This is a genomic window from Spirochaeta dissipatitropha, from assembly GCF_054657935.1.
In genome coordinates this window covers 172,018-193,194 of sequence record NZ_BAAHXT010000007.1, presented here as the reverse complement: position 1 = coordinate 193,194, position 21,177 = coordinate 172,018, and the positions used below count along the sequence as shown (strand labels likewise).

Sequence of the window (21,177 nt, the reverse complement as noted above, 5' to 3'; positions counted from 1 at the left end):
AGAAATAAACGTGCATCTCAGCCAACGGAGCCGTTCCTTACAATTCTGGGGTGGATTTCCTTACCACCGCAGAGCAGATCGGAGTCTCCTACCATCAATTTTCCATCTTCAACACGAATCGGCATTTCAAAGAATTTATCTATTTTAAGCTGGGTTTCCGGAACACTAATATCTTCGAAACCCTTGACGAGAATGCGGTCACCAGGTTGTGCGTCCGGACACACAACAACATCTACGATCTCACTTCCATCTGCCTGCTTAGCGTCAGCAGCAAGAAGCATGCCATGACTTTTTACTCCACGCAGTTTGGCTGCCTTGAGATTGTTCACAAGAATTATATTTTGCCCGATTAGTTCCTCGGGTTTGTAATGAGGAACAAGACCGCTCACAATCGTTCTGGGCTCACCGCTTCCATCGTCCAACTCTTCAATGTACAGTTTGTCAGCTTCAGGATGCTGCTCAACCTTCGTAATCCGGGCTACACGCAGATCTACGCAGCGGGCAAATAGCTCAGCTACCGGGGTTTTATCCCCACTGTCTTTCTGTTCCTCACGTTCACGTGCTTCCTGAGCTGCTGCTCGTTCTTTCTGGCTTCCTGAAAAGCGTACACGTAGTTCTTCGATCACTTTTGCATCGAGGGTATGAAACAGAATTTCCGGTTGATTGATCTGCGAAATTTCTATTTCTGATCCGAGATCGTTCCAGCATGGTTTTTCCAGACCAAGCATTGAGAGAATTCGTTTTGAAGCCTCGGGTGTAAAAGGTTCAGCCAATATTGCAAGGTCGCGAACAAGCTGCACCAGATCCCTCATGAGGCGTTCTGCAGAAGCTGGATCTGTTTTTCTGGTCTTCCACGGCTCATTAGCCTGAAAGGTCTTGTTTCCAAGATCACAGAGCTGGAAAAACAAACGGTACGCAGAACGTATTTCTGCCCATTCAAGTTTTTCACTCATTTCACTCTGGATTCGTGCAGATTCATATCTGAAAGCAGCGCTTTTCTCTTTGGTGTATCCTTCAGGGTCGTTACTGTCTTCTTCGGCTGCTGGCACTTTTCCATCGTAATTCTTGTACAGAAAAGTCAGTGTCCGATTAACCAGGTTGGAAAAATTTCCGATCAGCTCACCATTTACCTTTCCGAGGAAATCATCCCAGGTAAACATATAGTCCGAACTTTCCGGTCTATTGTAGTAGAGATAGAAACGCCAGATATCTGCTGGAATTCCAGTGTCCTGTACATCGTTACCAAAGACACCAATGCCGAGGCTTTTGGAAAATTTACCATCCTCATAATTCAGATACTCTGAACTGCTCATATGATGCAGCATCGTCCAGTTATCACCACTGGCCAGCAAAGAGCTCGGGAAAATAACTGTATGAAAAGGAATGTTATCCTTGCCGATGAACTGGAACAGTTCCACCTCTTCAGGATTTTTCCACCACTTTTCCCATTCGTCAGTCAAAGTAGCAGTGATAGAAATATATCCGATTGGAGCGTCAAACCAGACATAGAAAACCTTGTTTTCAAAGCCCTTGAGGGGTACCGGAATTCCCCATTTCAGATCTCTGGTAATTGCACGTTCCTTGAGTCCGTCGCGTATCCAGGCTTGGGTCATTTTCATTGCGTTATGTGCCCATTTTCCCTGTACTGCTGCACTATCCATCCATGTCTGCAGTTTGGGTAGAATCCGGGGCAGATTCAGATACAGGTGCCTGGTGTCTTTCAGAACAGGCACGCTGTTGTCCAGCATAGATCTTGGGTTGATCAGATCGGTTGGTTCAAGCAGTTTTCCACAGTTCTCGCATTGATCCCCGCGGGCAGATTCATAGGAACAGTGAGGGCAGGTTCCAACCACATAGCGGTCAGCAAGGAACATATCACTTTTTTCACTGTAGAGCTGACTTATGGTATGCTCAGTAATATAGCCGTTAGTGTGAACTTTTTTGAAAATATCCTGGGTAATTTCAGCCTGTTTCGGATCAGAAGTCCGTCCGTATTTATCGAAAGAAATCTGAAACCATTCGTAGATGTCAGTATGGATCGCATGATAACGGTCACATAATTCTTTAGGACTGATTCCCTCTTCGCGGGCACGTGTTTCAGTAGCAGTACCGTTTTCATCACTCCCACAGACATACATGGTTTCATAGCCTCTTGAACGGCAGAAACGGGCAAAGACGTCAGCACTAAGGACCTGTACAAGGTTCCCTAGATGCGGAATATTGTTTACATACGGCAAAGCCGAGGTTATCAATCGTTTTTTCATAGATGCCTATCATAGAAATACTTCAACGGCCTGTCAACTAAGTTGATATTGGTGTCTCCGGATCGTTTCCCCATTCAAGCCAGGAACCTGCATAGTTCCTGACGTTTGTGAAACCGAGCATTTTCAGGGTAAAGAAGGTGTGCGTTGAGCGGGATCCGCTCCGGCAGTACACAATAACATGTTTTTCAGGAACAACGCCCCTTTGCCTGTACATTTCACGGAGTTCCTCATGACTTCGGAATCTCGGGTCAAAAAGGTCTCTTATGTTATTTTCCCAGTTAATGTGCACAGCGCCCGGGATATGGCCGTTTCTGTCGGCAGTTATCTGTTGACCGCTATACTCCAGCTCTGTTCGGGTATCAATAATTACAGTGTCCTGATCATCGATAGCTGCATAGACATCTGCTTGTTCAGCAAGCACTGATTTCACGGTCTCCGGATCGATTCTCATGCGCTCTGTTTCCGATAGTTCAGATTCATTGACGGAAGCCGATTCCTCGGGATGACTGGTGTCAAACTTTTTGCCGGACTGGATCCAGGATAATCCGCCTCCATCAAGCAGCAGCGCATCTGTTTTACCAAGCATGCCAAGCACCCAGAATAGACGGCTTGAGGGTACCAGACCACTGTCATCATATAACACCAATCTGGAATCTGCTCTGATTCCTGCTGATGCAATCTTTTCTGCTAATTCAGAGAGGGGCAATAATGCCCCTCTCTCCGAGTCAGGATCCTGCAGTTCATTGGCAGGTAGATTCACCGCGCCGGGAATTCTGCCGCGTTTAAAATCGGCCTTCCCTCTGCAATCAATCAAAAGAAATGCATCCACTTGTTCAGCGAGTTCTTCTACCTGAATCAATGCATGTCCATGTATCATCTGCAGCTCCTTCATAACATATAGGTGATTACGCTCGTTTGATACGAACTACCCAATGAGCCTTTTCAGGCTTCTCCACACTGATCACCTCATGACCTTCAAGATCAAGTGATCTCGGTACATTCGCAGCGGACTCGCTGTTGCCGAGATGAATCTCGATAACCTTACCGCTTTCAAGCTGCTCGAGAGCCAGCTTTGATTTAACGAATGTATATGGACACACCTCACCTTGCAGATCGATTACATCAGCAACTTCGATTTCAGACATTACGCCCTCCTCAGGCTTACAGGTCTACAGGAACAGTCGGGTCGTTACCCCACTCGGCCCACGAACCATCATAGACACGGACATTCTCATGTCCAAGAAGTCTCAAGGCCACATAGGTATGAGCCCCGCGGACTCCTGTCTGGCAGAGTGTAATTGCAGTCTGACCGGATTTCAAGGCATCAGCATATAACAGATCAAGCTCCGGAAGATCCCGAAAACTTCTACCTTCACCTACATTTTTGGTCCATTCAATGTTCAGTGAACCCGGGATATGCCCGCCACGCTCAGCCTGTACATTTACTCCGGTGTATTCAGCCTCACTTCTGGTATCAAAGATAGCTGTTTCCAGGCTTCCAAGATTATCCAGAACATACGCCTTGTCGGCTATCAGTTCAGGCTGTAGAGCTGCTGTAAAATCACCCCTCGCTGGAACCTGCGGATCTGTGGAAACATCAAGTCCAGCTGCTGTCCAGGCTGCGTAGCCGCCGTCGAGAATATGCACCTTGCTATGGCCAAGATATTCCAGTGCCCAGAATAGCCGAGATGCCCACAAGCCGTTTCCACCATCATAAATTACAACCGGGGTGTCATTTGAAACACCAGCATCGGCCAGCTCAGCCGCTACGACCTCATGATCCGGGAGCATACCGGAAATTCCGCCTACCGTGTCCCAGCTTACTTCCCGTACCACCCAGGCTGCGCCCGGTATATGACCTTCGAGAAATGCATCGAAAGACCTGGCAGAATCAAGTATTGTTACAGAGTCCTTGTTTTCCTGAAGCCATTCAGGTGTAACAAGAATCTGATCAGCAGGTGTCCGCTTCGGCGCTGACTCCCTGCTGCCCTGAGAAAATATGAGCACTGCAGTGCCGAGAAACAGCAGGCCAAGGCCTGCAACAAGAAATTTACGCAATGTAGACATAGTGTCCTCCTTTTATTTTTGCGCCACAGCAGCTTTCTGGCTGTGAATAATAAATGCCGTCATAATCCATCCTCCAGACATAATGCTGAAGGTTCCTAATATCGAACCAAGTCCCAGGCCAGCGATTCCAGTAACCGCGTGTCCTATGTTACAGCCTCCTGCAAGCGAGGCTCCGAGACCCATAACCAGGCCGCCTCCAGCCTGTCTGACCAGGCTGCGGGCATCGGGAATACGCCAGTCTGCTTCGCCCTGAATATAGGCAGAGAGATATGAGCCGAGCAGAACCCCGATAATGATATATACCGGCAGAGCAATTCCGGAACCGTCACCCGCTATCAGTAATCTCATGAAGGCAGAACTGGGCTGGGTAAATGACAGCCCAAAGTCCCTGCCGAAATACGCAGATACCAGCCACGTCGCCAGAGCCAGTATTCCCACCAGGCTTCCGGTTTTCTTCCAGCCCCAGCCAATGACAAACTTCTGCTTTGGTGCCCGCAGAACATATACAGCCAATGGAGCCATCAACAGAATTACCAGAATCCAGCGGCCAATTGTGCTTTCAAGTCCTGTCAGATTGAACAGGGTCGCCTCTCGGCCCTGAATGTCAATTACCGGAGCGCGCAGAAATCTCTGGACAGGAAATAAAACTCCACCATCCATAACCGCAGTCCCGATCATAAAAGACACCAGTGCTGCCCAGGATCCCAGCATGCCTCTGCCAGCCCGGTAATATGTACCGCTGGCACAACCGCCTGCCATCACCATACCGAGGCCAAAGGTTAACCCGCCTACAATCAGTGCCGGCCAGAATAAAGGAGCGGTCTGCGGATACAGAATGCCGAGATCCTGCAGCAAAGTCACAGCTGGAATATTAATCAAAAGAACGATTATCCAGGCCCGCAGCAAACTTTTATCCTTCTCGAACAGAATGCTTCTGAAGGCGGTATTCATGCAGAACCCACCCCTTTGCAGAACCCAGCCAAGCAGAACACCCAGTACAAGTCCGATTATTACTTCAAACATATTCCCTCCGAATTATCTTCTTCATTCCCAACATAAGCTCTTTAAAAACAGGCGAAGCTGCCGTCTCTTCGTATAACTGCTGTTGCCACAAGGCTAATTTCCTGGAGCAAGCCATGATTCTCCGGCCTGTGCACGCTGCTGACTCTGCCGTTATCAACCGTAATGATTTCGCCATCGCTGCTTATAGCCCAGACTGATTGCCCGGGGCCTCTGGTAATATGCTGTATTTCATGTTCCAGATCGATTTCCTGAACATTCGCTGAGCGAGGCACATACTGCAGCAAAGAAGACCTATTCTCATCCAGATAGCTGATGCGGTTACTCACCACTGGCACTCCAGGGCTTACTCCTTGAGTTCCATGCACCCTGACATTTCCCGTTCGTTCATCTACAGAAAACGCAACCAAAGTATTCTGTTCTGCTTTAACACCCCATATTTCACTGTATCCTGGCTCGAAAACCGGATACAGAACGGGAGTATCTATCAACTCGATTTCCTGCAGGGTCTGTGCAAACAGAACCGAGATTCCGCGCTCACCCCCGCGGTACAACCTGGTTCCCCTGCGATTCAGGATCGGAGCACCCTGCCCAGACCCAAGTTCAGAAGAACGGGGATCACTAAGTTCAAGCATGCTGTGCCGGTATTCAATCAGATTATCACCGCTGTCAATATAAACCCTATCTCCATTCGGGCTGAAGGATAATGCCCCGATAGAATCAGCTGAGGTCTGTATGACCGTCTGCAGTTCGAAGGTTTCCGCACTGTAAACCTGGATTTTGCCGCTATTCTCAAAAAAGACAAAAACCGACACCCCACCAGGTGTAGATACAATACCCCTTGCTGCAGCCGGAAGCTCAATAACAGCAGCTATCTCCGAGCTTGCAATGTCGATTGCAATGAGTTCGGTGCTGTTCTGCCGCGCCAGAAAAACAGCTCCTTCAGATGCAAACGCGGCTTCCTCTAGTTCCTGGGCAGCCGCAGCCATTGGTGCGTTTGCAGATCCAGAAGCGCTTGATTGGAATCCTGCACTGTTAACAAATGCAAGCAGACTTATTCCGAAGGCTGCTACAACTGCAATTAACGGCTTTATAACGGGCTTTAACGACATATTTTCCCCTTGAAATTCATAGTCAATTGCTAATCTATACAAGGCAATTGATATAGTCAAGTAACTTGACTGACTTACTTTGGTAAAAAAGTAATTTTTTTCTGAATATTACGCCCCTTGACCGGTATAGACAGGGAGAGTACCCTTACAGGGAATTAACAGGAGGTGTTATGTCAGAACGAAACGTCTCCCAGCCGAATACGCCATTTTATCTGAAACCCGGAATAATCGTCCTGATTATTGTGGTTCTTATAGGAGCAGTCGGACTGGGCACAAGTTTTTTTGTTGTTGACCAGACAGAGGAAGCAGTAATTACAAGGTTCGGGAAATACCATCGTATGGTAGGTCCAGGACTACAGACAAAACTGCCCTTTGGAATTGAACAGAATCATAATGTACAGACCCAGGTAATCCAGAATATGTCATTTGGATTCAGAACTGAGGCAGCAGGAGTCCAGACCCGCTACGATTCCCGGGATTATACCCATGAATCGATAATGTTGACCGGAGATCTGAATATTGTGGATGTAGAATGGATTATCCAGTACCGCATCAGCGATGCATTCAACTGGCTGTTCAAGGTAGAGAACAGAGAAACAACAATCCGGGATATCAGTCAGTCGGTAATGAATGAGCTGGTAGGCGACCGTGCGATACTCGACGTAATCAGTACCGCCCGGAGAGACATCGAATTTCAGTCAGAAGAAATGCTCAACAATATTTTCAATGAATATGACCTTGGCATACGCGTTACCAGCGTCCGCCTGCAGAACATTGTTCCCCCGAGGGGACGGGTTCAGGATTCGTTTGAAGACGTAAACCGCGCAATCCAGGACATGAACCGGACGATCAACGAGGGTCGGCGGGCGTTCAACGAAGAAATACCGAGAGCTCGGGGTGAGGCTGACCGTATGCTGCAGACAGCAGAAGGTTATGCGGCTCGTCGCGTGAACACAGCCATTGGTGATGTCGCACGCTTCAGCGCAATACTACAGGAATACCGCGTTCAACCGCAAATTACACGGACACGACTGTACAATGAGCTCATGGAAGGTATTTTTACCGATGTGGACAACCTGAATATGATTGACCGGAACTTTACCAATCTACTGCCATTGCTGAATCTTGACGGCGGTACAGTCCAGGGAGGCCAGTAATGAAAAATAATAAATTAGCTGCTGTACTGATAGTAATTGCAGTACTTATCGTAGGATTCATAGCACTCGGCCCTATCTACATTCTCAATGAAGGAGAACAGGCTGCCCTGATCCGCTTCGGACAAATTGTCAGTGTAGAGTCAGATGCCGGCCTCAAGTTCAAGACTCCAGTTATTGATAATGTTCACCGCTATCCCAAGAAGATCCTCTCATGGGACGGTGAAGCCCAACGCATACCAACCGCCGAGAATCAGTTTATCTGGGTTGATACCACAGCCCGCTGGAGAATCTCCGATCCATCACTCTTCTATGAGCGTGTAACCACCCTGAATGGTGCCTTTGCCAGACTGGATGATGTGATTGATTCAGCCGTACGAGCGGTAATTGCAGAAAACAGCATCGCCGAGGCAGTACGCTCCACCAACAGAATCAATGAACGAGCTGCAGAAGATATAATCGGGGCCGATACCAGTCAGATCGAGAGTGAAATGGAAGAAGACAGCTTCCGTGAGCTCCTGAATATGATTGCATTTGATGTCCGTCACGACCGTATAAACAAGGGCAGAAGGCAATTGAGTCAGGAAGTTCTGAACAACTCCAAAGAAGATATGTCACGATTGGGTATTGAACTGATTGACATCGTTATCCGCCAGATCCGTTATTCGGACGACCTGACCGAGGCAGTGTTCAACCGCATGATTTCAGAACGGAATCAGATTGCGGAGGCATACCGATCCTATGGTGAAGGCCGCAGAGAAGAACTGCTCGGACAGCTGGAACGCGAACGTGAAACAATCCTTTCTTCAGCTGAAGCACGCGCTCAGCAAATCAGGGCGACCGCTGACGGTGAAGCGGCAAGAATCTACAATGAGGCTTATGGCCAGGATGAGAATTTCTTCGAGTTCTGGAGAGCACTGGAATCCTACCGGACAACCATGCCGAACATGAGAAAAACCCTGTCGACTGACATGGACTATTTCAGATTCCTCTATAATCCAGAGGGCTGATTGCCGAAACGCTTAAAAATTACGATCGTATCAACAAGGCAACCGGGCATTTTGTCTGGTTGCCTTTTTTCAGTACCTTGTACAGAAGGACAATCAGCCAGCAAAGCGCAGAGCGGCTATCTCACGGATGTGAGCTACCTCTTTATCCAGAAGAGAAAACTCGTACCCGGTATTACAGAGCAGCTGAACTCGCTCAACCGCCTGCATATACTGATGGTAATACTTTCTGTGAGTGAATTTCTTCAGGGCTTTGATTACTTCGCGCTCAAGCAATTTGCGCTCTGTGCCTGCAAGCCCGTTAACAGAGACCGGTCCACCGGTCGATTCCAGGATGTCCAGTGCAATAGTAAAACGCTCAAACTGATCCTGACAAAGAGATTTTTCCAGACGCTCAATTATGTTCTCGACAATATCCAGGCTCAGGCTATTCTCTTCAATATGCCAGGTAACCGGCATAAAACCACCGATCAGGCTGCACTCAAACAGTTTACAGTCATCTTTTCTGAAAAAGAATGTTCCTGACTCTTCTTCAAGGTTTTCAGATAGAATTCCAGGATTATAGCGCTGAGATACGAGGCTTTGCAGATACTGCAGCCTACGCTGCCGTTCGATTCTCATATAATCAGCTGATTTCATCTTCCGACTGCTGTCTATCATAAGCACATATTCAGTGGTCGCAGTTCGCCGTGTCATACTCTGCCTACCTCCTCTGAAGGAGGTGTATTCGGTTGCGAAATATTTCACCTTGCCACGCCGGGAAAAAATTTCCAGTTGCTCATCAAAACCCAGGACACCGTCGGTATTATAACTCATTAGCAGATATCTGCTGTCAACCTCATCCAAAAGCTTCGTGAGGGCATCTGCCGCTCCGTTTTTAGAGCAGTATGGTGACCTGGTATCCTTCCAGTCATCCCTGATTCCTGCTTTCCGTGTTAAGGTACCGTCAGAGCTGAATGAGTCATCGACGGCCGGACGATCCCAGCGTGCTATGGTATTCAGCATAAAATAGTTGCTGCCGTACTGATGACAGTTGTACGGTGGATCAAGATAAGCCAGATCATAACTGCCACATGCAGCGGCTGCAGCATCCTGACAAGTGACAAGATGTTGTATTCTGCTCTCAGGACGATTAATGAGATGAGGAAGCTCAAGGACCATCGGTGACATGATCCGACTCAATGCATCGCCACCATGTCCTCCAAATCCTTTGTGAAAAGCCTTGAAAACACCTGAGGTATTGGCATGGGTAGCAGCCTCCAGAAGCAAGGCAGAAACAAGTATATTTTTAGCCTGCTGCTGTCTGTAATCGATTTTCCCCTCAGGATACCACTGCTCGATTTTGTCACGAACAACATCGACAAATTCAGCGTTCTCTCTCGTATAAAAGAGACGTTCACGCCGGTAATCAGCTGTTGCTGTCCGCTTCGGGGCATAGTGTCTGGATATATATGGATTCTCAGGCATACCTCGCTCACCAGCAGACTGAAGTTCAGCGAACACCTCTTCTGCACGGCCGAAGGGAGAAAACAGATCATCAATTCCAACTGCATCCTGAAGGATATAAGTGGAGTTGATTACTGCGGAATATGACTCCCAGTCATTGGAATGCACACTGAAACCCAGGTATTTAGCAAGTCTGGATACAGCCCCTGCCCCGGCAAATGGATCATAGAAGCGAGGAAGCCCGGAACCGGTAAATAAATCCAGTTGGCCTATTATACGTTCAAGAAATGGAAGAAGACTCCGCTTGTTCCCTATATATGCAATAAACTGATCCTGAAGATAACTCATATCAATTCTATCGGCTGCAGTGGACGAAGCCTGAAGGAATCGATAGGATATGCCTCATGCTGAAGATTCATGATATCAGAAACATCAGTCCCGGAACCGAAGTTCTGAACACTGCCGGGCCGGAAAGTACAGAATTCCATACAATTACGCAGGATTCCCGTCTCTGTTCAAGCAGCAGCTGTTTTGTCGCCATCGAAGGACTGCATTCTGACGGCCATAGTTTTATTACCGATGCCTGCGCGGCAGGAGCGACTTTAATTGTACATGAAAAACCACTGCCGGGTGAACTAAGCGACAGCTTTCCTGCTGTCTGCTTTATACAGGTTGCTGACAGCCGAAGAGCCTTTTCATGGTTTTCAGCCAGCCTCTACAAACATCCAAGCAGGGATCTGCCCGTAATCGGTATAACCGGTACAGACGGAAAGAGCACTACGGTAAGCCTTCTGCACCAGTTACTGAATCTCAGTAAATGCCGTACCGGATATATCTCTACGGTCTCCATGCACGACGGAATTCAGGAAGGGAAAAACCACCTGCGTCAATCGACGCCGGAAGCCGATGAGATCCACAGTCGGCTGATGCAGATGAAACAGAATGCCTGCTCCTATGCAATCATCGAATCCACTTCACACGGACTGTCTCCAAAGACTTCACGTCTTGCAGACATCCATTTTGATACCGCTATATATACCAATATCACCCATGAACACCTGGAATTCCACGGCAGTTTCGAACAATACCGCAGCGATAAAGCAGAGCTCTTCCGCAGAGTAAACAGAATTGCAATCCTGAATTCAGACGATCCGAGCTGTGAATATCTCGCATCACAAATATCTGAAAAAGTATCCGTTTACCGCTATTCCTGCTCAACTCCTGACTCCATATCAAATACAGCGCATCCGCTGCCTGACTTCTGGGCAGACGAAATCAAGAGTAGTTCCGAGGGAAGCAGCTTCAATCTCTGCAGCAGAAATGAATCATTTCCCACCAGCACAGCGCTCGCCGGAGAGGTCAATATAGCCAATATTCTGGCTGCTGCAGCATGCGCACATACCAGCTGCGGTCTGAGCCTGAAAGAAATTGCTGCTCTAATACCACAGCTCAGGGGTCCGGAAGGACGCATGACCAGAATTTCTGCAGGGCAGAATTACAGCTATTTTGTAGATTACGCCCATACACCGGGCTCGTTTGAAAAGCTGTTTCCTATGCTCAGAGAACTTAGCAGAAAAAAACTAATTTGCGTGTTTGGATCAGCAGGAATGCGTGATACAGCCAAACGGAAAATGCAGGGATCAATTGCAGACCGCTATGCCGATATAATAATCCTGACAGATGAGGATCCAAGAGAAGAAGATTCAATGAAAATTCTAGAGGAAATTGCTGACGGTATACACAACAAGAAAGTAGGCGAAGACCTGTTTCTTATTCCTGATCGATACAAGGCTATTGAGAAGGCCTGCTCACTGGCAAGTTCAGGTGATCTGGTAATCAGTCTTGGCAAAGGTCATGAAGGAAACATCCAGTATGCGGATCATAGTCTTGACTGGAATGAAACACAGACAGCATTTGAGATTATTAAAGCCCAATCAGGGCAAAAAGGACTTGATAAATGAGAATTGCAATCCTCTTTGGTGGGAAAAGCGGCGAGCACGAAGTTTCATGCATCTCGGCAGCCAGTATTCTGAAAGCTATTGACAGACAGCTTCATGAGCCGGTGCTTATCGGAATAGATCATAGCGGCATCTGGCACCTTCAGGATACCCCCGGGCAGAAAGCAGTTTTACAGAGGGACTTTTCTCTTAAAGTCGAAAAGCAGGAAAGCTTCCGGCAGATACAGTTCCAGCCCGGACCAGGCCTGATTTCGGAAAACCGCAGTCTGGAAATCGATATGTGTTTTCCGGTTCTTCACGGAACCTTCGGTGAAGATGGCACAGTCCAGGGTCTGCTCGAGCTGCTGGATATTCCTTATGTCGGATCAGGGGTACCCGGAAGTTCAATCAGCATGGATAAGGAGCTCTCAAAGCTGCTCTGGCAGGAAAAGGGACTGCCTGTGGTTCCCTGGCTCACCTTGCACAAGCACACATATATCAACAATCCGGATGAAGTAATGGATGAAATTGTGGAGACAATCGGCCTGCCGGCTTTCATCAAGCCAGCTCGGGGCGGGTCTTCCGTAGGCGTATACAAGGCTCACAACAGGGAAGAACTTGCATCCTGCATTTTGGAAGCATTTTCTTACGACATCAAACTTCTGGCTGAAATGCATATTGATGCAATCGAAATCGAGTGTTCTGTTTTAGGAAACTCACGTGTTGAGACCTTTCCACCAGCCTCAATTCAACCAACCCATGAATACTATGATTACGAAGCTAAGTACCAGGATCCTGATGGTGCACGTTTTACAATTCCCGCCAATGTTCCCGAATCGGTATGCAACAGGATACGCGATTACGCTGCAACAGCCTTCAAGGCAGTAGAGGCTAGAGGACTTGCTCGAGTAGATTTCTTCTATCACCAGGCAGACAACAAGTTCTACATCAATGAAATAAACACAATGCCTGGTTTTACTGAAATCAGCCTCTTCCCGAGAATGTGTGCACATGGCGGATTGTCTTATGGCGAGCTTATCCAGAAATTGCTTGTACTGGCAGAAGAGGAACACAATATCCGATCCGGACTCAGGTATGACCGCTGAAATACAGAGGTATAATTGACCAAGCCCTGACCATAAGCTACCCTACATACATGCTGCATAAAGCATTCGTGTATTCAGTCTTCATTCTCACCTGTATCCTGGCTTCAATTGGACTGCCTGAACATATATTAGCGCAGTCAGCAGCCCGTCCACAATCAATCACAGAAATTGAGCTACCGAAGCTCCGCAGCGCCGGATCAAACACCGAGCGCGATACAGCTGACCGCATAGCAGAATTGCTGATAAGCAGTGGAACAAGCTATCAAATCCTTGGATATGACTCTGTAGAGGGTTTTGATCAGGACATTCCGTTTTCTGACTCAAGAGTTATTTATATCCCTCCCGCAGTCTCGGCACATGCTGATATAGTACTGGCAGTCCCTCTGGATCAACCCGCTGATACGTACTACCCGGGCCTGGATACTGGAATTTTAACTGCTCTGAGATGGGCAACAGAACTTCCTGACAGAAGATTCGCAATAGCCCTGCTTGGCGGTGAGTTCAATCCTGATCTCCAATGGGGAAGCGCAATCCTATCCGCGAGCGGACTTGTCGACAGTAGTTCTATCCTGTATCTGGCAGCATTTGATGCCAACAGCCCTCCAGAAATTATTACCGGTTCCCGCGGTCGCATGAGTCCTCGCCTGCTTGTAACAACACTTGTAGACAGTCTTGATCATGAGCAGATACTCAGTAAATTCCCCGGGCTGAAAACCACCAGTTATAGACTGAACCGCAATACATCCGCCAACCTTCTTGGACAGTTTATGTACAGCGGTATTCCCTCCATAGGCCTGGAACTTGGTACTCCGGATACTGCGCGGAGCGGTCAGGCAAGCATCCCGGCAGCAGTCGGAGAACGGGGCTATGCAATCCAGCCGGTGCCCTGGGCTGAGAAACAGGATTTCAGCATTGAATTCGAATCAGTGGTTCTCGCCTTCCTTAACTCTGTTACGGAATTACAGGACTGGGAGGAACTCTACGGGGTGATACCTCTGCCCGGTGGTGCCACTGTAATCATTCCGGAAGGAGTCTACATTCGCAGCATTCTTGCTGTCATGCTACTAGGATTTCTTCTTGTGGGAAGCCGCCGTAAGGTCCTGAGGAGGTACACACGCACCGTACTACGACACTTCTGGATATTTCTGTTCGTATTGCTCTTACTCTTTACCGCTTTGACACTTTCCAGTTTGATTATCAACATGATTCTGAGAGTCAGGAGCTTTTCCGGACTTTGGGAACACTACACAAGTTTGTTCATGATCACTAAAGCTCTGAGTGCCATGCTGTTCGGACTGCTCTTTATGAGATTATTCCACAAAATAATCACTATACCGCATGGACGTTTTTTTTCTGCAGCAGCAGTAGTCAGCAGTTTCCTTTGCTTGCTGATTTTCTCGAGCATAACCCTTGCATATACCTACTCATTCCTCCTGATCTTTTTTACAAGCATCGCATTCTCTATCGGAAGAAAGGCAGGTACAAAAGGAATCTTCCTGCTCCTGACTCCCATCGGACTGATTTTGCCGATCGCTGGAGCTGTTCAGGCGCAGGATCTCCAATTGATCGACCTCGCATTATTTTCGCCCATAAGTGGTAACCTGCTACTTGCTATCCTGTTTTTGCCATTCTTTCTGATGGGAATCAGGATGCATGTACTGCTACATAGACATCGTGAACATACAAATCTGATCCTCAGATTTTCTGCTTTGCTGCTGGCCTTTACAAATGCCGCTCTAATCATAATTCTATTCCAGGTATGGCCCTTCAGTGCAGATAATCCACAAATGGTATCTGTCAATATTTCAGTAGAAAGAGATTTCCTCACCGAACAAGACGAGTATTCTGCTATTATCGAAATTCTTTCAGACGCACCGGTACAAAATACAGATTTATATGTGTTTGGCCGTCAGCTCGAAGATGAAACCGGGCTGGTAATCAGACCGATTGCGGCATCTTCATTACCTCGAATTTACGCCGAGATTCAATCTACAAGGATTCTTCAGCGGCAGGAGTTCATCCTGATGATAGATGGGGATATTTCAGGGGATACTTCAATTGAAAGAATGAATCAGTCAATTATTTCGCAGAATCCTCTGTTCATCTATTACAGTGATATTCCTGTCCAGCTTTCGATGGGAAGAACACGAGCTGACTATGAAACACGCTATAATATAGAACTACCTGATGAGCAGATACAGGTTCTTTCCGGCAACCGGAATGCGAAACTGGAAATCGAAATCTATATGAACCCCGGAAGCCGCGAGTTGTTTAGTTTTGACCCAGCTGTCCATTTACATGGAAATCTCCGCTATTATGGAAGCATTCCGCTGGAAGACCTCAGATGAGCAGTGTTTTTTTTCATCTTGATTTCGATGCTTTTTTTGCATCGGTTGAACAGACTGATAAACCTGAACTCAAAGGTAAACCAGTAATTGTAGGTGCCGCTCCCGGTGGACGCGGTGTTGTCGCAGCTTGTTCCTATGAAGCCAGGGAGTATGGTATTCATTCTGCTATGCCAATCAGTATTGCCGCAAGAAAATGTCCGCACGGTGTATTTTTACCCATAAGAATGGAGCGCTATCAGGAAATCTCGCATGAAGTTATGAATTATCTTCGTAAAACTGCGCCGTCTATGCATCAGATTTCTATTGATGAAGCTTTCCTGGATTATTCAGGAACAGAACGGCTATTAGGTCAGCCTCAGGATCTTGCCGGTAGTCTGAAAGATTATATTCTGGATAATTGGCAGCTCCCCGTTTCGATAGGGATAGGTACAAATCCTTATATTGCCAAACTGGCATCGGGTAGATCAAAGCCAAACGGCATCCTGCATGTTCAAGCGATTGAGGAATTGAATTTTATTGACAGTTTTCAGCTGAATAAACTTTGGGGAATCGGCCCGAAGATCTGCGAACAACTGGAAACCTTCAATATTCGGGATACGAAACAGATTCGTGACCTGGACATGAGTGAACTCTGCGCGGTCGCCGGGAAATCAACGGGACAAAACCTGTGGAACATTTCAAGAGGCCTGGATCCCGGCATAATCAATGAACAACCCATGTCTAAATCCATCAGCACTGAACATACATTCCCGGTTGATATCTCTGCCAATAATCCAGCAATAGAAGAAAAAGTACTGGAACTCTGTCATTCATTGATGTTCAGATTACTGCAGGAGTCTCTACGCTCTGCGACCGTCATGGTAAGGGTTAGATCAGAACAATTTGAAACACATTCCTGCCAAAAAACGCTCATGAACAGCATACAGTCCAGTACTGAGCTCTACGAAGAATCCTTGAAGATAATGCGGCCCCTGCTTAAACAGGCAGGAATGGTGCGACTCATAGGTGTCGGTCTCTCGAATGTCAGCAGCAGCGACAGTCATAGCCAGAACGAATTCTTCCTGACAGGGAATAAAAAGCAATATACTGTTGAATCTGCGATCTCACAAATGCAGAAAAAATATGGAAGAAAAATGATAACAAGAGCTAGTTTTCTGAAAAAACCTGAAGATGATGAGCTATAACAGATACTGATATCTGCAGGAAATTATTCCTCAGCCGATCCGAGTAGTTCGCGGGCCCTTTGGGTATAAAATGCATGTAATTCATGATCTGTCGGAATTCTTTGAAGCAGCCCCAGCACATCAGTGAGTATCATTACTTTCTCAGCTTCGTCAGACATTAAAGGAATACCATATACAGATTCAAAGCCTTTGCTTCGATCAAGCTGGGACTGAGTATCAGAGCTTTGCTCAAGCCTCTTCTCTGCAGCCGCCAGCCTTTTATCCCTGGACCAGTTCCTGCTCTGCAGACTTTCTGCAAGAAGCAGAACAAAATCCACGGGATACATATCAAGCTCTCCCCTGCGAAACGCCTGTTCAGCATAATGGAGCCCCATGCGTGCAGAATTAACAGCGAACTCGGCACTGCCGAAAGATAGAAAAGTCGGCTGTCCAAGATACATTCTGGCAATCTCATAATAAGCGGGAACAAATGAATTATCAGTTTCTATGGCGGCTGCGAGCAGCTGCAGTCTTTCAGATGCATGCCGGAATCTGAACAGGCTTCCTCTCAGATCAATCAAGCCACCAAGATTCATTGCCTGCCAGTAAAAATTTTCAGCCAGAAGTGATTCTTCTGAAATTCCACTATCTGCATGGTCAAAACCTTTCTGAAACTCTTCAACAGCATCAACTCTGGTTACGTCATTGCCGGATAGTTTCACTCCTGAATGATACAGTACTCTGGAGATACGCCAGGCTACTGACGACAGTTGTTCTACCGGGAGCTCATCAGAATACAGAAGCTCGAGCTCGGAAAGTGCCTCTCCATAATTACCGTCTAAAAAAAGTATATCGGATCTGGTCAAAATTTCTGCGAGTTCACCGCCGACAGCCACTCCAGTTTGCAGAAAGAGTACAGCAATTATCAATGACAATATTCTCTGAAGCTTCATATACCTCCCTTCCTGCACGCATAATAGCATAAGCTGCACGGAAACGGTCTGACATAACAACGAAGTTGAAAAAAAAGCTGCCAGCGAGACGGGCTCTTTGGCAGCTTTCGATGAAGATAATTTACAGTGTTGTATTACTTTGCGTAGTACTCAACCACCAGCTGTTCATCAGCGATAGTCGGTATAGCATCGCGTGAAGGCAGTATATTAACCTTCGCAACCATCTGATCTTTATCTATTGCAAGCCATGCAGGAACCGGGCGACTGTTGTTTTCAGCAAGCAGACCGCGAATAAAATCCTGGGTTGACTTCTTGTCTTTAACAGAAATGGTATCACCTTCACTAACAAGAGCTGAAGCAATGGTCACTTTTCTTCCATTCTGATGAATATGACCATGACTTACAAGCTGACGTGCCTGTGAACGACTTGTAGCCATACCGAGACGGTATACCACATTATCCAGACGGCGCTCGAGAAGAATGAGCATATTTGCACCGGTAACACCCTTCATACGCTTTGCAGACTCAAACAGGTTTCGGAACTGTCGCTCACTCAAACCATATGCAAACTTAAGCTTCTGCTTTTCCACCAGCTGCTTGCCGTATTCAGTCTGACGAATACGTCCACGCTTAGGATTACCAGGTCCAGCCGGTTTGCGCTTCAGAAGTCTATCATACTTCTGGTTTCCATAAATATTGATTCCGAGTCTGCGAACAATCTTTCCTTTGGCTTTTGTATTTCGCGCCATTAACGTAACTCCTTATCAGCTTAGGCCCCGCATACTACCGAATAGATGCTCCGATTGTCAAGAGGCCAGTAATCTGTTGTATACAACTGTCAGCGTTTTCCCTTAAACAGGTTTTTCAACGCTTTCAGCAAACCGCGGGTCTCATTCTGAACATCCTCAGTCTGTTCAGTTTTTCCTCCCTGTTTCCCCCTGTCGGAATGCTTTGCAGCATTGACAGTTTCCTTCAAGACAAAATCCTCACCATATTTCCGACGGTAATAGTCAAGCCGTTCTTCACGTGTATTATCTGTTCCAGGAACAGATTCCCGTGATTTCTTCTGCCTGGCCGGAACAGGTCGACGCGAGTCGGTCTGACTGCCTCTTCCCGTTTTGGCGGCGGCAGCCCTACCAGCTGCCGGCTTCGCTCCACTCCGTTTGTCAGGACTTGCTGCAGGTCCGCCAGTACGGGATTTCCCGCTGCCGCTTTTACCGATCCTGCTGCTCGATTCCTGTGTTCTGGGTCCCCGGCTGTCACGATGCGAGCCGCGTACGCTATCATGCCGCGGCCGGGTGTCGGAAGCAATATTTTTCGCAAACATTTCTTCAGTTACCGGTTCAACCGGCAATTTCTGCTGAATATAGTCTTCCACAGCAGGAAGACCGAATACAAAACGCTCGCAGGCCAGTGTATAAGCGCGACCGCTCTTGCCTGCCCTGGCCGTACGTCCAATTCTATGTACATAGTTTTCCGGATCTTCCGGAACATCGTAATTAATAACCATCTCAAGATCATCAACGTGAAGCCCACGGGCAGCAACATCTGTTGCTACAAGTATAGGTAACTCACCGTTTTTTACACGCTTGATAATTGCAGATCTTTTACTCTGAGGCAAGTCACCCATAATAAACTCGGATAAGTAGCCATGCTTTCGCAAGCGTCGTGAAAGATCTTCTGCTGCTCTTTTGGTATTGGTAAAAATAATACAGCTTTTCGGCTTCTCAAGTTCCAGCAAACCAAAAAGAAGTGGTACTTTTTCTGTCTTGCTGACATGAAATACCTTCTGCTGAATGGTATCTACCGTGACCTGTTCTGCGTCCACAGTAATTTCTACGGGCTCTCTCATATAGTCCCATGCAAGATTCATAACCTTAACACTCAAAGTAGCGCTGAACAGCATAGTCTGCCGTGTTTCCGAAGAAGGCATGCGCTGAGTCATCCAGCGGATATCCGGGTAAAAGCCCATATCAAACATTCTGTCAGCTTCATCAATTACAAGTATGCCAATAGAACTGAAATCAAGCCTGTTCTGTTTGGCATGATCCATCAGTCGACCAGGCGTGCCAATTATAATATGCGGATCTGAAGATAGATCCTGTTCCTGCTGATTGTAGCCAACCCCTCCATAGCACAAGGCAAAGCGGAGCTCGCTATGAGAAGCCAGTAGCATGGCTTCCTGATGTATCTGATCTGCAAGCTCCCTGGTCGGAGCAATAACAAGTGTCTTTTTTTCAGGAGATATACTTCCGGAAATATATCTGTGCAATGCAGGCAAAATGAATGCAGCCGTCTTTCCCGAACCCGTCTGGCTCTGCACCTTAAGATCACGCCCCATCATTGCAGGCGGTATAGCACGTTCCTGTACTTCTGTACAAATCTCAAATCCAGCGGATTCAACTCCGCGAAGTACCTCCTCATGGAGGTCTAATTCTTTAAATAACATATTCATGGTAATACTACCTGATTTTTCAATGCCCGCCAAGTCGGAAAACAGACAACTGACAATTCGTTTTGATCTAATTCCGATAATCGTATAATATGCTCGTATGTTTACCTACGCACAACCTGTTTTCCATGCCATGCTCCAGATTTTTACCTTTCTCTTCATTGGGTTTGTTCTTAAAAAAAGCTCTATGTTCCCTACGGTTTTTTTTACCGAATTAGGAAGATTTGTTGTCAGGGTAGCACTGCCCTCTTATTTCTTTGTACGGATGTCACAAACAGATCTGGAAAGCATTTTGAGAGCAGTTCGTTTTCCGGTACTTGCTATAGTAGTATCATTAATAGCCACAAGTATCGGCTTCCTGGTTTTCAGGCTGCAGAGGATGGAGTCATCCGACAAAAAAGCCGGTATCGCACTCTCTGGCTTCGGTAATGCCAGCTATCTCCCTTTGTCAATTACTGAACTGGTACCCTTGAGCCTCCCACTGATTGCAGAAATTATCTCCATTGAATCTGCTATATTCTATATTGCTGCATTCGTTTTTATGTTCAGCCCACTGTTGTGGAGTTTTGGCATGCTCTTTATTTCAGGAGGGAGTTTAAAACAGCTGCATCGAGGATTTATCTCCCCTCCCATGATCGGGATAGCGGCAGGATTACTTGCCATGCTCCTGGGGATCGGACAGTACATTGATAGTCCGGGAAATGTTATTTCAGCAATTTTCCCTGCACTGAGCAGAATTGGCGACATGACCATTCCAGCTATTCTGATAGTACTTGGCTCAATGGCTGGCGGGCTGAGAATTCACGCAGAAAACCGACGGGAACTGCTCAGGCTCAGCCTTAATGTCTCAGGAGTAAGATTCATCGCCTTACCAGCTGTCTTTTTCCTGATTATTCACCCTCTGCTGACAGGCTGGGGCTGGTCAATCACAGAAATATGGGTTGTTTTTCTGCAGTTCACGACGGCTCCGGCAACCAACCTCTCTGTCATGGCTGCACACCATGGAGTTAATGAGGAACATACCACCTTCACACTGTTATTTACGTATATGTTATACCTGCTCGTATTCCCCATATACCTGCTTATTTTTCTGCAGCTCTATGGTTACGCCTGATCATACTTGTACTTGACTGGATGCTGCGCTAATA

The 21,177-nt window shown here is 47.0% G+C and carries 17 protein-coding genes; 7 read left to right on the top strand and 10 right to left on the bottom strand.

The genetic code is table 11. The features are described 5' to 3' along the window. Positions 1–17: 17 nt before the first annotated feature. The 6 genes from metG to ACYQ2L_RS10535 are packed head-to-tail and all read right to left on the bottom strand — an operon-like array spanning position 18 to position 6,463. The gene (metG, locus tag ACYQ2L_RS10560; protein WP_460055170.1) at positions 18–2,264 is read right to left on the bottom strand and encodes a methionine--tRNA ligase; all 2,247 of its coding nucleotides are present in this window, start codon (positions 2,262–2,264) and stop codon (positions 18–20) included. A gap of 37 nt (positions 2,265–2,301) precedes the next feature. Further along, positions 2,302–3,141: a sulfurtransferase gene (locus ACYQ2L_RS10555; RefSeq protein ID WP_460055167.1), complete on the bottom strand. Its 840-nt coding sequence runs from the start codon at positions 3,139–3,141 to the stop codon at positions 2,302–2,304. A gap of 28 nt (positions 3,142–3,169) precedes the next feature. Next, positions 3,170–3,409, bottom strand: a complete 240-nt coding sequence (locus ACYQ2L_RS10550; protein ID WP_460055164.1) for a sulfurtransferase TusA family protein — start codon at positions 3,407–3,409, stop codon at positions 3,170–3,172. 16 nt (positions 3,410–3,425) lie between these two features. Further along, positions 3,426–4,331, bottom strand: a complete 906-nt coding sequence (locus ACYQ2L_RS10545) for a sulfurtransferase (protein WP_460055161.1) — start codon at positions 4,329–4,331, stop codon at positions 3,426–3,428. A 12-nt stretch (positions 4,332–4,343) separates the two neighbouring features. Next, positions 4,344–5,354 carry a YeeE/YedE family protein gene (locus ACYQ2L_RS10540; RefSeq protein WP_460055159.1) on the bottom strand — a complete coding sequence of 337 codons (1,011 nt, stop codon included), beginning with the start codon at positions 5,352–5,354 and terminating at the stop codon, positions 4,344–4,346. A 41-nt stretch (positions 5,355–5,395) separates the two neighbouring features. Next, on the bottom strand, positions 5,396–6,463 hold the full coding sequence (locus tag ACYQ2L_RS10535; protein WP_460055157.1) for a YncE family protein: 1,068 nt from the start codon (positions 6,461–6,463) through the stop codon (positions 5,396–5,398). Between the two features lie 170 nt (positions 6,464–6,633). Between ACYQ2L_RS10535 and hflK the strand changes: the two genes are divergently transcribed. Continuing rightward, positions 6,634–7,620, top strand: a complete 987-nt coding sequence (gene hflK, locus ACYQ2L_RS10530) for an FtsH protease activity modulator HflK (protein WP_460055155.1) — start codon at positions 6,634–6,636, stop codon at positions 7,618–7,620. Beyond that, positions 7,620–8,627, top strand: a complete 1,008-nt coding sequence (gene hflC / locus ACYQ2L_RS10525; RefSeq protein WP_460055153.1) for a protease modulator HflC — start codon at positions 7,620–7,622, stop codon at positions 8,625–8,627. The genes hflK and hflC overlap by 1 nt, the downstream gene beginning before the upstream one ends. A 93-nt stretch (positions 8,628–8,720) precedes the next feature. On the opposite strand, the gene ACYQ2L_RS10520 is transcribed toward hflC, so the two are convergent. Then, positions 8,721–10,418 carry a DNA adenine methylase gene (locus ACYQ2L_RS10520; protein WP_460055150.1) on the bottom strand — a complete coding sequence of 566 codons (1,698 nt, stop codon included), beginning with the start codon at positions 10,416–10,418 and terminating at the stop codon, positions 8,721–8,723. 56 nt (positions 10,419–10,474) lie between these two features. On the opposite strand from ACYQ2L_RS10520, the gene ACYQ2L_RS10515 reads away from it, so the two are divergent. Genes ACYQ2L_RS10515 through dinB form a run of 4 tightly spaced genes read left to right on the top strand, consistent with a single transcriptional unit; the run spans position 10,475 to position 16,645 of the window. Continuing rightward, a complete protein-coding gene (locus ACYQ2L_RS10515; protein WP_460055148.1) occupies positions 10,475–12,031 on the top strand; it encodes a UDP-N-acetylmuramoyl-L-alanyl-D-glutamate--2,6-diaminopimelate ligase in 1,557 nt (518 codons plus the stop codon). Continuing rightward, a complete protein-coding gene (locus ACYQ2L_RS10510) occupies positions 12,028–13,113 on the top strand; it encodes a D-alanine--D-alanine ligase family protein (RefSeq protein ID WP_460055145.1) in 1,086 nt (361 codons plus the stop codon). Before ACYQ2L_RS10515 ends, ACYQ2L_RS10510 begins: the two co-directional genes overlap by 4 nt. 50 nt (positions 13,114–13,163) lie before the next feature. After that, a complete protein-coding gene (locus ACYQ2L_RS10505; RefSeq protein WP_460055142.1) occupies positions 13,164–15,461 on the top strand; it encodes a hypothetical protein in 2,298 nt (765 codons plus the stop codon). Continuing rightward, positions 15,458–16,645: a DNA polymerase IV gene (dinB, locus tag ACYQ2L_RS10500; RefSeq protein ID WP_460055139.1), complete on the top strand. Its 1,188-nt coding sequence runs from the start codon at positions 15,458–15,460 to the stop codon at positions 16,643–16,645. Before ACYQ2L_RS10505 ends, dinB begins: the two co-directional genes overlap by 4 nt. A gap of 23 nt (positions 16,646–16,668) precedes the next feature. On the opposite strand, the gene ACYQ2L_RS10495 is transcribed toward dinB, so the two are convergent. The 3 genes from ACYQ2L_RS10495 to ACYQ2L_RS10485 all read right to left on the bottom strand — a co-directional run bounded on the left by ACYQ2L_RS10495 (position 16,669) and on the right by ACYQ2L_RS10485 (position 20,032). Beyond that, positions 16,669–17,577 (bottom strand): hypothetical protein, encoded by a 909-nt coding sequence (locus ACYQ2L_RS10495; protein WP_460055136.1) that lies wholly within the window; start codon positions 17,575–17,577, stop codon positions 16,669–16,671. Between the two features lie 134 nt (positions 17,578–17,711). Beyond that, positions 17,712–18,326, bottom strand: coding sequence for a 30S ribosomal protein S4 (gene rpsD / locus ACYQ2L_RS10490; RefSeq protein ID WP_460055133.1), 615 nt, complete (start codon positions 18,324–18,326; stop codon positions 17,712–17,714). Between the two features lie 89 nt (positions 18,327–18,415). Continuing rightward, the gene (locus ACYQ2L_RS10485) at positions 18,416–20,032 is read right to left on the bottom strand and encodes a DEAD/DEAH box helicase (RefSeq protein ID WP_460055131.1); all 1,617 of its coding nucleotides are present in this window, start codon (positions 20,030–20,032) and stop codon (positions 18,416–18,418) included. Positions 20,033–20,129: 97 nt separating this feature from the next. On the opposite strand from ACYQ2L_RS10485, the gene ACYQ2L_RS10480 reads away from it, so the two are divergent. Then, a complete protein-coding gene (locus ACYQ2L_RS10480; RefSeq protein ID WP_460055128.1) occupies positions 20,130–21,143 on the top strand; it encodes an AEC family transporter in 1,014 nt (337 codons plus the stop codon). The last annotated feature ends 34 nt before the right edge of the window (positions 21,144–21,177 follow it).